Source organism: Cyclobacterium roseum (assembly GCF_010119225.1).
Classification (GTDB): Bacteria; Bacteroidota; Bacteroidia; order Cytophagales; family Cyclobacteriaceae; genus Cyclobacterium; species Cyclobacterium roseum.
Map to the genome: position 1 here is coordinate 1 of NZ_WNKF01000022.1, position 14,834 is coordinate 14,834.

General features: G+C 38.3%; 13 protein-coding genes and 1 tRNA gene. 10 read left to right on the plus strand and 4 right to left on the minus strand.

The window, feature by feature from the left end:
• The first annotated feature begins 235 nt into the window (after positions 1–235).
• Positions 236–1,525 (plus strand): tyrosine-type recombinase/integrase, encoded by a 1,290-nt coding sequence (locus tag GJQ68_RS20925; RefSeq protein WP_162419224.1) that lies wholly within the window; start codon positions 236–238, stop codon positions 1,523–1,525.
• A gap of 98 nt (positions 1,526–1,623) precedes the next feature.
• Positions 1,624–2,364: an FISUMP domain-containing protein gene (locus tag GJQ68_RS20930; RefSeq protein ID WP_162419225.1), complete on the plus strand. Its 741-nt coding sequence runs from the start codon at positions 1,624–1,626 to the stop codon at positions 2,362–2,364.
• Positions 2,365–2,703: 339 nt separating this feature from the next.
• Here GJQ68_RS20930 and GJQ68_RS20935 read toward each other — a convergent pair whose 3' ends face one another.
• The gene (locus GJQ68_RS20935; RefSeq protein ID WP_162419226.1) at positions 2,704–3,078 is read right to left on the minus strand and encodes a hypothetical protein; all 375 of its coding nucleotides are present in this window, start codon (positions 3,076–3,078) and stop codon (positions 2,704–2,706) included.
• A 619-nt stretch (positions 3,079–3,697) separates the two neighbouring features.
• Here GJQ68_RS20935 and GJQ68_RS20940 point away from each other — a divergent pair.
• The 7 genes from GJQ68_RS20940 to GJQ68_RS20970 all read left to right on the plus strand — a co-directional run bounded on the left by GJQ68_RS20940 (position 3,698) and on the right by GJQ68_RS20970 (position 9,313).
• Positions 3,698–4,138, plus strand: coding sequence for a terminase small subunit (locus GJQ68_RS20940; protein WP_162419227.1), 441 nt, complete (start codon positions 3,698–3,700; stop codon positions 4,136–4,138).
• A 22-nt stretch (positions 4,139–4,160) separates the two neighbouring features.
• A complete protein-coding gene (locus GJQ68_RS20945) occupies positions 4,161–5,021 on the plus strand; it encodes a hypothetical protein (protein WP_162419228.1) in 861 nt (286 codons plus the stop codon).
• A gap of 161 nt (positions 5,022–5,182) precedes the next feature.
• On the plus strand, positions 5,183–5,527 hold the full coding sequence (locus tag GJQ68_RS20950; protein ID WP_162419229.1) for a helix-turn-helix domain-containing protein: 345 nt from the start codon (positions 5,183–5,185) through the stop codon (positions 5,525–5,527).
• Positions 5,469–6,044, plus strand: a complete 576-nt coding sequence (locus GJQ68_RS20955; RefSeq protein ID WP_162419230.1) for a hypothetical protein — start codon at positions 5,469–5,471, stop codon at positions 6,042–6,044. The genes GJQ68_RS20950 and GJQ68_RS20955 overlap by 59 nt, the downstream gene beginning before the upstream one ends.
• The gene (locus tag GJQ68_RS20960; RefSeq protein WP_162419231.1) at positions 6,041–6,811 is read left to right on the plus strand and encodes a hypothetical protein; all 771 of its coding nucleotides are present in this window, start codon (positions 6,041–6,043) and stop codon (positions 6,809–6,811) included. The genes GJQ68_RS20955 and GJQ68_RS20960 overlap by 4 nt, the downstream gene beginning before the upstream one ends.
• A 424-nt stretch (positions 6,812–7,235) precedes the next feature.
• The gene (locus GJQ68_RS20965; protein WP_162419232.1) at positions 7,236–7,820 is read left to right on the plus strand and encodes a hypothetical protein; all 585 of its coding nucleotides are present in this window, start codon (positions 7,236–7,238) and stop codon (positions 7,818–7,820) included.
• A 269-nt stretch (positions 7,821–8,089) separates the two neighbouring features.
• Positions 8,090–9,313, plus strand: coding sequence for a hypothetical protein (locus GJQ68_RS20970; RefSeq protein WP_162419233.1), 1,224 nt, complete (start codon positions 8,090–8,092; stop codon positions 9,311–9,313).
• A gap of 384 nt (positions 9,314–9,697) precedes the next feature.
• Here the strand turns inward: GJQ68_RS20970 and GJQ68_RS20975 are convergent.
• Both GJQ68_RS20975 and GJQ68_RS20980 read right to left on the minus strand, forming a co-directional pair.
• A tRNA-Val gene (locus tag GJQ68_RS20975) sits at positions 9,698–9,772 on the minus strand.
• Positions 9,773–10,180: 408 nt separating this feature from the next.
• Positions 10,181–12,013 (minus strand): TonB-dependent receptor plug domain-containing protein, encoded by a 1,833-nt coding sequence (locus GJQ68_RS20980; protein ID WP_162419234.1) that lies wholly within the window; start codon positions 12,011–12,013, stop codon positions 10,181–10,183.
• 249 nt (positions 12,014–12,262) lie between these two features.
• On the opposite strand from GJQ68_RS20980, the gene GJQ68_RS20985 reads away from it, so the two are divergent.
• A complete protein-coding gene (locus tag GJQ68_RS20985) occupies positions 12,263–14,215 on the plus strand; it encodes a M1 family metallopeptidase (protein WP_162419293.1) in 1,953 nt (650 codons plus the stop codon).
• 69 nt (positions 14,216–14,284) lie between these two features.
• Here the strand turns inward: GJQ68_RS20985 and GJQ68_RS20990 are convergent, their stop codons facing one another.
• Positions 14,285–14,683: a VOC family protein gene (locus GJQ68_RS20990; protein ID WP_162419235.1), complete on the minus strand. Its 399-nt coding sequence runs from the start codon at positions 14,681–14,683 to the stop codon at positions 14,285–14,287.
• Positions 14,684–14,834: the final 151 nt, after the last annotated feature.

A 14,834-nucleotide genomic window follows, 5' to 3' on the forward strand; every position in this document is an offset into this window, starting at 1 on the left:
GGCCCTGATTAAGGGCCAAAGTAGTGGGAGTTGAGGGATTCGAACCCCCGACCCTCTGCTTGTAAGGTAGAAATTACTCTATTTTTTTATTCCTTTTATATTATATAAATACATTGATAATTAGGTATTTATGTTCTTTTGGTATTGGTTTACTAATTGTTTGATTATGCAAATTAGGATCTATTTTTGTGCAAATGGTGTGCAAATGCTTATATTTGTTTAAAGCTACTTCGACATGAGAAAAAAAACAGATAAAGCCAAGGACCCTGTTGCCGTAAACTTTTACCATGATACCAGGAGAAAGAAGGATAACGGTCTTTTCCCAGTGAGGATTAGGGTTTATGACAGTACCACCAAAAGAGCCAGGCTGTATACCACCGATTTTGACCTGTCCATTAAAAACTTTGATAAAATACTCTTCCCAGAAAGGGGGCAAAGATTGAGACCGGAGGAAAGGGAATTTAAAAATAGTCTGGAAGGAATTTTATCTTTTTACCAGGATAAAGTACATAACATCAATGCTTTTACTTTTGAAGCGTTGGAAAATTCATTATCCATCAAGTCCGGGGAGTATACCAATGTATTTTTCCATTATGAAAACTATATCCAGGAACTAAAAAGGTACAATAAATTTTCAACAGCCTCTAATTACGAATTAAGCATGAGGTCTTTAAAATCGTATCTTGGGGAAAAAAAAGGAAGGCAACCCACCCGCCTGATTTTCCAAGACGTTACCGTTAAATTTTTGAATGACTTTGAATACTGGATGACTGCCATTAAGAAAAGGTCTACTACTACCGTAAGCATGTACCTGAGGGCATTGAAGACCATTTTTAACAGGGCTATAGATGCCGAGGCCATAGACAAAGAATTTTATCCTTTTGGGGTAAAAAAGTATGAAATACCAGCTTCTACCAATGTAAAAAAATCCTTTGACAGCGATCAGCTAAGCATTCTATTCAAAGCGAAACCCAAAACCTCTGAACAGGAAAAAGCCAGGGATTTTTGGTTTTTCTCCTTCGTATGCAATGGGATGAACATGAAGGACATTATTCATCTAAAATGGAAAGATATTCAGGATGGTCAAATAGTCTTTATCAGAGAAAAGACAAAAGTTACCAAAAAGGCAAACATTAAACCAATCCAGGTACCCCTTTCGGACTTTGCGGAAGGGTTTATTAAAAAGTACAGGAACGAGGATCAAAGAAATGGCAGTTTTGTATTTCCCATCCTGGATGAATCAATGACCGAGGAAGAAATGCACAAAAGAAAGCAAAACTTTATCCGCTACATAAATCAGCACCTTAAGAAGCTGGCAGAAGCCAATGGCCTGACCGGGGATATTTCCACCTATTGGGCCCGGCATTCCTTTGCCACCACAGCGGTTAGGAAAAAAGCAAGTATGGAATATGTCAGCGAAGCCCTGGGCCATTCGGATCTAAAAACCACAAAAAACTACTTTGCAGGCTTTGAGGACAAGACCAAAAAAGAGATATTGGAGGATATTACGGATTTTATGAGGTAAAAAAATGTTTTGGAGTGATTGCATTTCATTCACTTCTTTAATAGGATCGTAAAATTAAGTATAGTATTTAAGTACCTAATCCAATAAATTTAATTTAAATGACAAAAAAAAGGACCATTCTAATTAGTCGTTTCATTTTTATGGGATTGTTGATAATACTTACAAATAGTTGTAAGGAAGTTGATCAGCCTGTAATAACTCAGGAAAACACATTTACTGATAGCCGCGACGGAAACATTTACCAAACAGTAACAATAGGCAATCAGGTTTGGATGGCAGAAAATCTTGCATATTTACCAAGCGTAGTTAGCCCCACCACAAGCTCAAACACAAATGCTTACTATTACGTTTACAACTATGATGGATTAGTGGTAAATGAGGCCAAAGCTACAGAGGAATATTCTGTTTATGGTGTTTTATACAATTGGCCAGCGGCTATGAATGGAGCGGAGAGCAGTACTGCCAACCCAAGTGGAATACAGGGGGTTTGCCCAACCGGATGGCATTTGCCAAGCGATTCAGAGTGGACTCAACTAACCGATTATTTGGGAGGAGCAAGCAATGCAGGCGGTAAACTAAAAGCAACGGGTAATTTACATTGGAGAATCTCAGAAACCGAAGTAACCAACGAAACAGGCTTTACGGCCCTTCCTGGCGGTGGTCGTTTCGGAGATGGCGCATTCTACAGCATTGGAAGTGCTGGAATTTGGTGGAGTTCAACGGAGGGCAATGATACACATCCGTGGAGCCGTAGCATGATTTACAATAGTAACTTAGTAAGCAGAACTACAGGCAGTAGTAAAGAAATGGGGCGTTCAGTCCGCTGTATAAGGGATTAAGAGATATTTTAATTATTTGATTTACTGAATTTATTAAATAATTCATTATTATATATTAATCTAATATTATGTAAATAATGACTTTAAAACCTGTTCCCGACACATAGCGAAGGATTTGTTTATTACCCAGATGCCTATATTAATTATTTTCGCCAAGGACTTTCCTTTTTAGGTGGGCTTTTTGGTAGTCTACTCTGTTTTGGTTTAGTTCTTTGTTTGGAGGGATTGGTCGTGAATTATTTTACTATTATATCTTCATGAAAGTGTGAAGTAAAATTAACAAATAACGATAATGCAAACAGACTCCATCCCGTTAATACAACTCAAACCAATACTGATTTAATAATCGTCCGAAATCATTCCATACTTATAATTATAGATTATTGAAGCTGTTACATTTAATGCCAATTCGTTCTTTTGTGATATTGAATCAACAGCATCAATTATATAATTCGGGTTTTGAGTTATATTCAAATAAGAAACATGTCGTACTACTAAATAATCTCTTAATATTGAATGTACCTTTTCATGTGAAACGTCTTTCATGATGGACAATAATCCAATTTTTTCAGCATCAAATTCCAAAGTCAAATCGGCAATATCATAGCCGATTTCTACATCCGATTTCTTTGTTTTGTGTTTATCTAATGATGAATTATTACAAGAGAAAGAAATAATAGCAAGAATTAAAATAAAAACAGAGTTTTTTTTCATTATATAATCTAAATAGTGTGTTAAATAGAAATTTAGGAGCCTCACTTTTTTACCAAAAATATTACTTTGGGTTTACACCAAAAACCGAGAATTTCTTGTTGGTAATATTACATTGTTTTTCCAAATTATTAGGAAAATTAACCGATTAATTTTCACAAAGTTGGTAAAAGAGAAGCAACAGATAAGGCGTACTAAATTTTTGACAGATGGAAGCATTTGGTCTCCATGCTTTTCTGACATTTTTTCAAGTGTACATTGTATAGGATATCTCCAACGGACTCCGGCCAGCTAAAGGCAATCTCAACCATATGAGTATTGCAAGAGCCCCCATCCAAATCCTTTATCAGTTATAAAAAAAGCTAGGATGCGGACTTGTTCAACGACCCATACTATTAATCCCGTATTAGGAGGTTTAGGACAGCAGGCTACCATTCATGTATGTTAAACTTAAAATTAAAGTCCCTGTTTACCCGCTAGACCCTAAACTAATAAGTCTAGCCTTTCGGTCTTAGACTGGGCTACCTTCAATACCAAAAAGGGAGCAGATAAGAATGTTGTTCAATAGGGATAACTCATTTTTCACTGTGTTTTTTTATATTTATGAATAATTAAGGGAAACATGAAAAAAATATTTGACTTGGGCGGTGATGTAGTCCGCCTAACAGAAAAGGAATTTCGTTTTGCAGAACATTACCTTTGTTCATTCAATGCTACGGAAGCAGCCAAAGAAGCAGGATATAGCATGAATTGCGCACGGCAGCAAGGCCATGAAAACCTGACAAAACCTTACATCAAAGAATACCTTCAGTACCGTGCTAAACCTCATTTGGAAAGCCTGGAGGTCACCCAGAGAAGAATGATTAAAGAATTGGCCACCGTTGCATTTTCCAACATGGGTGATTTTTTAAATCCGGATTGGTCACTTAAAAATTTGGAAGAGGTAGGCCATGAAAAGACTGGGGCCATCAAAATGGCACAAAAACAGGAGAATGGGGTAGGTATTTACTTACATGATAAGATGGCCGCTTTGAAAATGCTTTTGGAATTAGTTAAAGATTGACTTATCAAAATCCAAATATTACATGGAGAAAGAATCCTACCAATTATCACGGGGACGGTTTATCTCAGGAATTGTACTTAAAAAACTAAATACCGTTGAAGTAGAAAGCAAAGTTTTTTTAAATAACCAGCATTTATTAGATATCGCAGAATTAGGCGCAATTTTGATTCCGAGTTCAAAAATTGAGGTATGGGAAAATTTTGTTGATGGCGTATATGAAATCAATGGGGGATCATTTAATAATTTTGTCAAGTTGTCAAGTTCTGGTTTTCGGTTTTTGATTGAGTATTTTGATTTGAAATTAGGTAAATCAACCGATTATGCTCAGTTTCCTCACTACGAAGTATTTTACAACCAACGATATTCTAAAATTTCCAAAGAAAATAAAAAGAAAATTAGAAAAAAAATTAAAAAAATACTTATTAAAGAAAATGAAAAAGTTCCTTTTATTCATGAATATGAAAGCTCCCTATTTTTATTTTTCTCCATTTTTGATTACGCCAGCAGAGGTAATTTTTGGTCATTATACGTGGTTAAGAAAGACAAGAAAAACAGTGAATTAAAAACAATTTGGAAAGCTAAGCCAAAATTGACAATCAATCAAGTTTTAAAAAAAGGTATTGATCTAGCCTTGTGGAATGGGGACTACCAACTGACTACGAACAGAAATTCACCATTTTCAACTGGAAAGACACTTTTAGCAGGTCTTTATATTTCTTTAAAAGGTAATTCAATAAACGATAACCTAGATTATAAGATTGTGGGAAAAGTCCTTTGCGATTTTTTTAAGGTTCCAGATAATAAAAACATAAGCGAGCCTTACAAGAGTTTCCAGTCCGTTAATCAGAAGATTAAAAAGGAGTTTGATAAGTTTTTCAGGTAATGACCGCATTCGATTCCTGAAAATTCTAGTTGACTTTTTTTTAGTAGTTTATTTATTGGATTTTTCTGATTTACTTGGATTTTTTTTCATTCCCGAAAATTCCTGAAAATTCCATCTTGCAAGATATTATTTATTTGTGAATCACTTTAAACGTTTCACTTATGAAATCAAATCAAATCAATTTCGAGTCACTGCCTAAAGCGGTGGCCTCTTTGTTTGAAGAGGTAAAGCAAATCAAGTCACTTATTTTGGAGAATGCCGCGACCGCTTCCGGAGACCAGCTAATGACGATCCAGGAAACAGCCGAATTTCTTCACGTAAAAAAACAAACGCTTTATGCCTATGTGTCAAAAGGGTTGATACCCCACCATAAACGGGCAGGGCGTTTGTATTTTTCTAAAAACGATCTGACTCAATGGATAAAAGAGGGCAATAAACGGTCCTTTGATGTTGAGGAAGCGGCAAAAAAAATCATTTCCAAAAGGAAAGGAGGAAGTCATGAATAGGGATCCAAATACTTCCTCCTTAAGTGTCAAAGCTACTCGACAGGGTAAAGTTACGAAATTGTCCGTCAACCTAAAAGAACTTGCAAAATTAAGAGCGAGCAATACTAGGAGTAAATATCCCAAGGTGCCGGACCGTGCTTTCCTAATGGCTAAATCATGTGAATACATGACTGACAATGGCTTAACAGAACGTAGGATTGACGCAATCAGCTATATAGGGTACCAGCCAGAAGGCACCTGTTATTCCGGGAGGATTCTTGAAACTGCATTTAATTTTGAAGGTGCAGAAGGTAGAAGAAACACCATAGGACCGCCAAAGTATATTCCAGGTATCGGAACTATTGTAATGGTAAAAATAGCATCCATATCTATCAAATTTAAAGTCAAAGTAGGTAAGGATGAATATAGTGAGATTAAGGACGCTTACCAGGGTCATGGAGAGGCTAATGGGGGAATTTATATCCGAACTCGATCGTACGAGAGCTTTGTGATAAAGAAGGAACGGAGGCTGAAATGACTAAGCGAAGATATAGAGAGGACCGTTATATCAATTTCCCCATTCAATTACTAAAAGGTTTTCTAAAAGGAGTACAAGGTTCAAGATCTGATAAGAAATACCTTCACGTTTTGCAGAGTGCCGCCTATTTTGCCGCATATAAACAAGCGTCTAAAATGGAATTGGGGGATTATGGAGAACGAATGGATAGTGCCGTTACTTACTTAGGAGTTGATGGTGATTTAGGGGGCGAAGAAGCCTATTTAAAAGGCCGAAGGATTTCTGACTATGTAGATCAAATGTCATTTGGCAAACGTCCTGCCATGACCGGAATGAAGGTGTCGGTACTCCAAAGGTATAAATACGAACACGTGAGTGAACGGCAGGTTGTATGTCTACTTGGCTATTTAGCCTTGAAAAGTATAATAGGCAATAAAGCATATTCGAAAACAACGAACCAGTTTTGGCTTAGTAGAATGGCAGGGGAGATAAAAGCTATTGAGGCCGATATTTTATCTGATATTGCGCCAGAGGTTTCCGAAATGAATACCAGGCGCAAACTGGAACGACTAAGGAATGACCTAATCGATGGATGGGGCCTATCATATTATGGAAAAGCCACTAGAGGATTTTACGTTTCATTTTCTATGCCGCTTGAAGACTTAATTTTTCAAGTGGAGAAAAAGAGAAAAGCCACTAAGGAAAAAGCTCGAAAGATTCGAGAAAATGAGGCCATCAAAAAGGCAAAGGACCGACTTAACGGATTTGATTGTGGGCGGTCATCATAAGTAAACCTATATAAAGTAAAAGTACACCGTATGTACACGTCATGTACAGCTATATAAAGAAGTGTACATGATCATGTCCAATGACATGTGCACCTATACAAATAACCCTTTACTAACCATATTTACAAATCACTAAACATAATTAATAGGGAAGAAAAATGACTTTTGTGAGATTTAATAAAACCAAAAACATTTCACAACCAAAAAAATGAGTGTCAATGGAAAAATGGCAAAATAATTTCTGAATTGGATGAAAAGGAAATATTATTTGGAAAATTGAAAAGAGAATACTTGAACCATCAGGCCATAAAGCACAAAGTTCTTACAGAAATGAGGATTTATTTTAAAATCTGTTGAAGATTTAAGAAATAAAAAGTCCTATATTATAGAACAAAACTACATGATTTAAGCAATACTTCATCTTATGGTCATTATTGAGGTCAACAACAAGCTATTCTTCCGGACTTTTAACGAAATCAAACGGGTCATTAATGCGGCTAAATCGTGGAAAGTAACAACCCGCATTGAAATCACGGTGCTTGACGGCAGGATCCAGTTAATTGGTCGGGGATTCGTTAAGGACCTGGAAGCCCGGACCACAGGTTCTTGCAAATTGGTGGTTCCGGTAGTTCACTGGTATGAGATCATCAAAATGAGTAAAGAAAAAATCCTCAAAGTCGTCATCACGGAGGGAGAGGCCATGGTGGGAAGAGTTACGGTCAATGTTCCTACGACTTTTTTTGAGAATGATAAGATTCTGAGAAGCATCTCACTTGCCGCCAATCCCAAAGCTATCGATTATTGGAAACTGGAATACCAAGGCTATACCCCAGAAGAGCTAGAATTCCACCAAGTGAACTCCAAAATAGAATGGGCCAAAAGTGAATTTGACAAATGCATAGGTTCAGCTGCCTATACCCTGAGTCCATTCCGGATCACAAAAAAGGAATTGATGAAAATGGTTTTGCAGCGATTAAGAGAAAAGGAAAAAATTGATTTTGAGATTTAGCAATCTGATAAAAAGTAGTTTGCAACCTGGAATAATTCAATTTAAAAGAGAAAAAATGTCTTAGTGGAAGTTCGATAATTCAGATTTATTGCGAATTAAATGGTAAAACCGACCAGGATACTAATCAGCAAGGAACCAAAGGTTTTTTTACTACTCTAAATAATTATTATTCAAAAAATTGATGCCGGTTGTAAAGAATTTTTTAAATTGGTGGTTCCGGTTTTTCCTTTTTTTCCCATGACTTCATACATTACGATATTACTCCATTAATGAGAAATTCAAGTGTTATTCATTTAAGTAATACCTTTTCTATCAACAAAGAAGTTGAAAAAGAAAAAATCCTTTCTATTCAAAAAATATTTTTGACGAAGTATTATGAACCTCTACTCAAAAACATAATTGTTATTGAAAAGAAACATAATTTTAAGGGTACAGAGTTGACATCCTATTTATATTACAAATTTTGTGTAGAATATTTTCAGGATTTCAAAAATAATGAGATACCAATTCCAGAGCAAATAGATTTCGAACACAATACAAAGGTTCAAGAAGTTATCTCCTTTATAAACAATAACGTTCCAGAATTACAGATACAAGAATTATGGTCAAATATTACCCAACTTACTAGTTATCTTAATTTTAATAGATTTGAATCAGGACTAATTGGCAAAGAAACTTTTGAACTACTTTCTCAAAAAAAATTCTACCTTCCAATTTTTGAAAATCACTTTCTAAACCCAGGAACTTTTTCAATTTACATTGATTTTCAGTATCCTAATCTAAATAAGCTCTTTGATTTAATGTTAAGCATAAAAACAACATGTTTACGAAGTTTAAGATGGGGTATTATTAATCAAAACAATCAATCCCTCCTAAATCATGTAAAATGTAATCCTGACAGTAAAAAACATTTAATTAAGAACTGTTGGTATATTTCTAAAGGTTTGAAGGACAGTTTAGGGAATTATATTTTCGAAGAAACAACACAAAGGCCCACAAAAGAAGCAATAAATTTGGGATTTGCAACAAAAAGCATGCCTAAAGAAAATAAACCTTCCATAATTGAAAATTCAGTAGCTAAAGACGAGGTTCCAATTTTTGTTAAAGGCAAAAAAGTGATAATTAAATTGATGGATGAAAATATTGCTTTAATGTTGAAGAATCAGACACAAAAAAAATCATATTTTAATTTCAAACAACCAAGTATTCCTAAGATGTTAAAACCTGGGTTCTACAAATTCAAAAATATGGATGGGAAAAAAATAGATTCCGAGGGTGGTGATTTTTCAGCCCAATCATTAGAAATGAAGGAATGGAAAAAGCATTTAAAAAATCAGCGGAAAATTGCATTAGTTTTTTTAATCATTTTTTCAATTTTATTTTTCTGGTATGGTGAAAATGGAAGGTACCAACCCGTATCCGGCGAAACCAATGTCGTTATTGACACAAAAACAGGGAAATTTTATTATGAAAGGATTATTGAGGTTAAATAAGTAAGATCATTAAAAGATTGACACTCAACTTTAAATCCAACCCCTGATATCTATACTATTATTGTTAAAAGCTAAAAAGAAAAGTCAGGGTAATGGTGGAAATAAAAATGCTCAATGAGGTTCTAGCTGCCAGGGCAAACAAGCCATATAAGAAGCCAGCCAAAAAAAGTAAAATCAGTTATTTGAGAAAATAGGCATGGGTTTAAAGTTATAAAATAAAACAGAACTCGAAAAACTGAAAAGTCAAATGCAATACCCAAATCACATGAATTTATTTGGTCCAAATAGTGCCTTAAAGAAGGGCTAAGGCACTATTATTATGCAAATGGTGTGCAAATGAAAAAGCCACTTACAATTTTTTATTGTAAGTGGCTGATAATCAAGTGGGAGTTGAGGGATTCGAACCCCCGACCCTCTGCTTGTAAGGCAGATGCTCTGAACCAACTGAGCTAAACTCCCAAAATATCAATAAGTCAATTGGTTTTCCCGGGATTTGAACTCCCGACCCTTCCGATGGTAATCGGAATGCTCTGAACCAACTGAGCTAAACTCCCAAAATATCAATAAGTCAATTGGTTTTCCCGGGATTTGAACTCCCGACCCTTCCGATGGTAATCGGAATGCTCTGAACCAACTGAGCTAAACTCCCAAAATATCAATAAGTCAATTGGTTTTCCCGGGATTTGAACTCCCGACCCTTCCGATGGTAATCGGAATGCTCTGAACCAACTGAGCTAAAATTTCTGTATATCAACTGCAAAACTGATTTGAAAGTTATCATCTGGTTTCGTCTAAACCAGATGGGAATGCAAATGTAGGTTTAAATTTTTCTGATGCAAAACTTTGATGCATTTTTTTCACGTCTTTTTATTTTTTACTCAGATTAACGGAAAGGCCTCCTCTGGCCCATCTGCCGGGCATTTGAACCGTACCTGCTTCTATATAGTCGGTATTACTTAAATTGGATATTTCCGCGAAGAAGCCCACGTTTTTCAGGCGATTGTAATCAACCCTCAGGTCTAAAAGAAAATAGGGAGCTAGTTTCATTCGCTCTATGTACCGGCTTTTTACTGTTAACTCCAGGCTTTCTCTAAAGGATGCTTGAAGACTGCCTATTAGCTGATGTTTTAGTGCATTTAAAGAGTACTGCGTTTCCTGACCCTCACGTTCTACCAGGTTGGCATCTATGTAGTTGTAACTGATTGAAATTTCATCCAATTTAATCGCCCTGTCCTGAGTACCAAAAGAATAGTGGAGGCCCGCTTCCACTCCTTGAAAGACGACTTCATTGAAATTTTGGGGTTGCCAGGCTGTGTCAGCGTCCGGTCTTGCCCATTCGATAAGGTTGTTGGTGTGCCGATTAAAATAAACTAGTTCCGCCCGGAGCCCCTTTCTTAATAGTTTAAATCCCCCTTCGTAATTCAGAGCTTTTTCAGGTTCCAGCTTATCATTACCGATATTGGTAGGGCCCTGGTAATATAGATCGGTGTAAGTAGGTATCCGGAAGCTGCTACCGAAATTGGCATAAGCCCGTACCCAGGGATGTAGCTGGTACCCTACCTCTGCACCAGGAAAATGTTTCCAGCCGTACTCAGAATAATAGTTGGAATAGATTCCGGCTCGTATGTCTCCCTTTTGAGCAAATTCAAGACGATGTTCAAGAAATGCCCCCAACAGTGTTCGGTCCCTTTTGCCTAAATTATTACTATCAATACGTTCTTCCCGGATTTCCGCTCCCAGGCCCAGCGTGCCTGTTCCAATTTCTCTGCGGGCATTGACTTCAAGGGCGACCACATCTGTATCGTGTTGGTTTTGAAAAAAATCAGGTTCGTACCTGCGCAATCTAAACTCATCCTGGTTTTTTCGCCAATAGGCACGTGTTTGAAGGTAGGTTTTGTCTTTTTCCAGGGTATGGCTTATCGAAGCCAGGGTGGTTTGAATACTTTCCCATTGGTCTGGGAAGGAACTGGAATAAAAACCATTCGCTCCAAAATTCCTGGTGGCATAAGCGATCATGGTTTTTAATTCCTGATGGGGAGTAATTGAAAATCCTCCTTCGTAAAAAAGGTTGGTGATCCGGTAATCGGAATTGTACCAATGCCCCTCACTTCCATCATGAGAAATAGCCAGGCTTTGTTTGTATTTCCCCAGTGGTATACCCAGTTGGACCGTTCCTCCGCGCATTCCGAAATCTCCCCCATAAATATTGGCATGTAGCTGTAAGGTCTCAGGCAGCTCGGTGATAATATTGATAGCTCCTGAATAGGCATTTTGTCCATAAATTCGGGAGGCGGGTCCTTTGAGGACATCCACACGCTGAATCCCCGCCAGGGGAACCGGAATATTGACCATGTGGTGGCCAGTTTGAGGGTCGGAAAGTTTGATTCCATTGACCATCATTAGGGTTTGTTCAAAAGAACCTCCGCGAATTCCGATGTCTGCCTGTACGCCACTGACCCCTCGTTGTCGGACATCTACTCCCGGTGTGAAAGATAGGATTTCCTGAAGGCTCCTTGCAGGCGTGGTTTCAATCGCTTTTCTGTGAATTATATGAATGTTTCGTGAGCTTTTGGAAAAAGGGATTTCCATTCGGTTCTCTTTTATAATAACTTCATCCAGTGTATGGGTGACACTGTCTTCTTGCCCCAGTAAAGGCATGGAAACTCCAGCGAAGAAGAGCATTAATAGAAAATATTTCATCGATAACGTATGGTTAGGTGGGTCAAAGTACCTTCCTAAAAGGCAAAAATACAAATCAGAAAACGAGGAAGTTCTAATCCGGGTAAAATATCCAGTTAGGATACAGGAAATAAATAGAATAATGGATCGAATATAGTGCTTTAGGTAAGTAAATTGATGGGAAACCACTTTAATTCGGATGGTTATTTCTTGCGTCTGATATTTCTCTTTTTTTACATAAATCTATTAAATTGGCAAAAAGAAAAAATGATGAGGCATACGCAATTTGGTAAATGGATGGTTGTAATGCTCCTGTTTTCCGCCCATTTTTTGGCGGCTCAGGAGACCGAAAATAACCAGGAAGATTTCAATGACTTTATGTATAAACGAGGTTCTGCCTACCGCTCGGCATCAGGTGTGCCGGGACCTGAGTATTGGCAAAACGGAGCGGATTACTTACTTGAAGTTACCCTGGATGAAACGGAACACGTTCTGGCAGGGAGAGTAGTCATTTCCTATACCAATAATAGCCCGCATTCGTTGCCGTTCATCTGGTTGCATTTGGAGCAGAATCGCTTTAAAGCAGATTCCAGAGGTTCGCTTACCACACCCATTCAAGGAAATCGCTATTCAGGGGATATGGATGGGGGATATGCTATCAGTAATGTATCTGCTCAATTGGACAAAAGGGGAAGTAATGCCTCCTCACGATACCTGATTTCAGATACGCGCATGCAGGTCTTTTTTGATGAACCTATTGCAGCAAACGGCGGGAAAGCCAGCGTTTCGATGAACTTCGAGTTTAAAATACCCGAAAAGGGGATGGACCGGATGGGTCGACTGGCAGTGGAAGACGGCACCATTTATGCCCTGGCACAGTGGTACCCGCGAGTGGCTGTGTTTGACGATGTGGTAGGATGGAATATTGAACCGTACCTGGGTGCAGGAGAGTTTTACCTTGGATACGGGGACTTTGAATACAAAGTGACGGTCCCCTACGATCACATAGTGGTAGGTTCCGGAGCACTGCAAAATCCAAAAGAGGTGCTTAGCAACGAATTGCAGGAGCGAATGGAAGCAGCAGGTAATAGCGATACCACGGTTTATTTGGTTCGGCCCGAGGAGGTAACCCAACCGGAAATTACCCGCCCCAAGCAAGAGGGAACGAGTACCTGGCACTTCAAGATTGAGAATGCCAGGGATGTGGCTTTTGCATCCTCCAAAGCCTTTATATGGGACGCATCCATGATTCGCTTGCCCAGTGGTAAAAAAGCCATGGCACAAAGTGCTTATCCTAAAGAAAGTGATGGACAGGAGGCCTGGGGAAGGTCCACCGAATATAGCAAAGCTTCCATTGAGTATTATTCTCAGAAATGGTACGAATATCCCTACCCGGTAGCCGTAAATGTGGCTGCCGATATCAATGGGATGGAGTATCCGGGCTTGAACTTTTGCAGTTATAAAAGTACCGAGAGGTCTCTTTGGGGAGTTACGGATCATGAGTTTGGGCACAACTGGTTCCCTATGATAGTGGGGACGAACGAAAGGAGATATGCCTGGATGGATGAAGGGTTCAATACCTTTATCAATCATTACAGTTCAGAAGCTTTTAATGATGGGGAATATGGATCCGATTTGGAACAGACCCGCCGGTATGTCAATTGGCTCACCAATCCCGATAGAGAAGGCATAGACACCTATCCCGATGTGGCCAATACTTCTAATTTGGGTATGATTGCCTATATGAAGCCAGCCATGGGATTGCTCATGCTTCGGGAGTATGTGCTAGGAGAGGAACGCTTTGATAATGCATTTAAGGCATATATTGAAGCCTGGGCTTATAAACACCCACAACCCAGTGATTTCTTCAACATTATGGAAAACGTGGCAGGTGAAAATTTATCCTGGTTTTGGAAATCCTGGTTTTATGGTACCGGTAATATTGATTTGGCCATCGAAAACGTGGTCTCTTACGGAAACGATCAAGTGATTATCCTTTCAAACAAAGGAGAAGTGCCCATGCCTGTAAAACTAGGCTTAACGTATGAGGATGGGTCCAAAGAGACGGTCATGCTTCCTGTCGAAATTTGGCAGCGGGGAGATCGATGGAATTACCAGCACCGATCGGATAAAAAGCTAACGAAAGTAGAGATTGATCCGGACAAATTACTTCCTGACGTGAACATTGCCAACGATTCCTGGCCAGCGGCTATTTACGAATAGCTGTTCTCAACCGCTAACAAAAAAGGCTGAACCAAAATCGATGGTTCAGCCTTTTTTTTTGAAATGGAATTAGTATTCGTCGTTGATTTCAATCCAATAGCCGTTCGGGTCCTGGATGTAAATTTGACGGACCCCATCCGGGCGGATATTAATCTTACCCTTGTTGTCCACCGCGTCTTCAAAGGGAATGTTGTGCCGCCCCAATTTTTCGATAAAACTATCCAGGTCTTGCACACTAAAGCAAAGGTGGTTTGTTTTGTCTATTACAGGCTCTTTCCAGGGCTTTTCCCGTTCAATAAGGTGCATGGAGAGCCCAAATCCTATGTCATACCAGGCATGAAGCCCGTCTTTAAAAGGTTCTTCAATTGTTGTCAAACCTACAACCTCTTCATAAAATTTGCTGCTTTCTTGGAGATCTTTGGCATATACGGCAAAATGATTGATTTTGGTTTGGCTGTACGCATTCATAGAAATGAAAATTAATAAAATGATTACTGAAGGAATTATGCTTTTCTGATTCATAGCTTTTGGGTATTGTCTGAAATGATGAGAGATACCAAATCTAAGAAATAAAAAAAAGCCAGAATGTTAAATTCTGGCTTTTTTTGAATGTTATACT

Excerpts from the sequence above, each read along its gene's own strand:
- GJQ68_RS20960 (WP_162419231.1), top strand. The coding sequence starts at position 6,041 with ATGACTAAGCGAAGATATAGAGAGGACCGTTATATCAATTTCCCCATT.
- GJQ68_RS20980 (WP_162419234.1), bottom strand. The coding sequence starts at position 12,013 with ATGAAATATTTTCTATTAATGCTCTTCTTCGCTGGAGTTTCCATGCCT.
- GJQ68_RS20970 (WP_162419233.1), top strand. The coding sequence starts at position 8,090 with ATGAGAAATTCAAGTGTTATTCATTTAAGTAATACCTTTTCTATCAAC.
- GJQ68_RS20935 (WP_162419226.1), bottom strand. The coding sequence starts at position 3,078 with ATGAAAAAAAACTCTGTTTTTATTTTAATTCTTGCTATTATTTCTTTC.
- GJQ68_RS20990 (WP_162419235.1), bottom strand. The coding sequence starts at position 14,683 with ATGAATGCGTACAGCCAAACCAAAATCAATCATTTTGCCGTATATGCC.
- GJQ68_RS20955 (WP_162419230.1), top strand. The coding sequence starts at position 5,469 with ATGTTGAGGAAGCGGCAAAAAAAATCATTTCCAAAAGGAAAGGAGGAA.
- GJQ68_RS20925 (WP_162419224.1), top strand. The coding sequence starts at position 236 with ATGAGAAAAAAAACAGATAAAGCCAAGGACCCTGTTGCCGTAAACTTT.
- GJQ68_RS20940 (WP_162419227.1), top strand. The coding sequence starts at position 3,698 with ATGAAAAAAATATTTGACTTGGGCGGTGATGTAGTCCGCCTAACAGAA.
- GJQ68_RS20945 (WP_162419228.1), top strand. The coding sequence starts at position 4,161 with ATGGAGAAAGAATCCTACCAATTATCACGGGGACGGTTTATCTCAGGA.
- GJQ68_RS20985 (WP_162419293.1), top strand. The coding sequence starts at position 12,263 with ATGAGGCATACGCAATTTGGTAAATGGATGGTTGTAATGCTCCTGTTT.
- GJQ68_RS20965 (WP_162419232.1), top strand. The coding sequence starts at position 7,236 with ATGGTCATTATTGAGGTCAACAACAAGCTATTCTTCCGGACTTTTAAC.
- GJQ68_RS20950 (WP_162419229.1), top strand. The coding sequence starts at position 5,183 with ATGAAATCAAATCAAATCAATTTCGAGTCACTGCCTAAAGCGGTGGCC.
- GJQ68_RS20930 (WP_162419225.1), top strand. The coding sequence starts at position 1,624 with ATGACAAAAAAAAGGACCATTCTAATTAGTCGTTTCATTTTTATGGGA.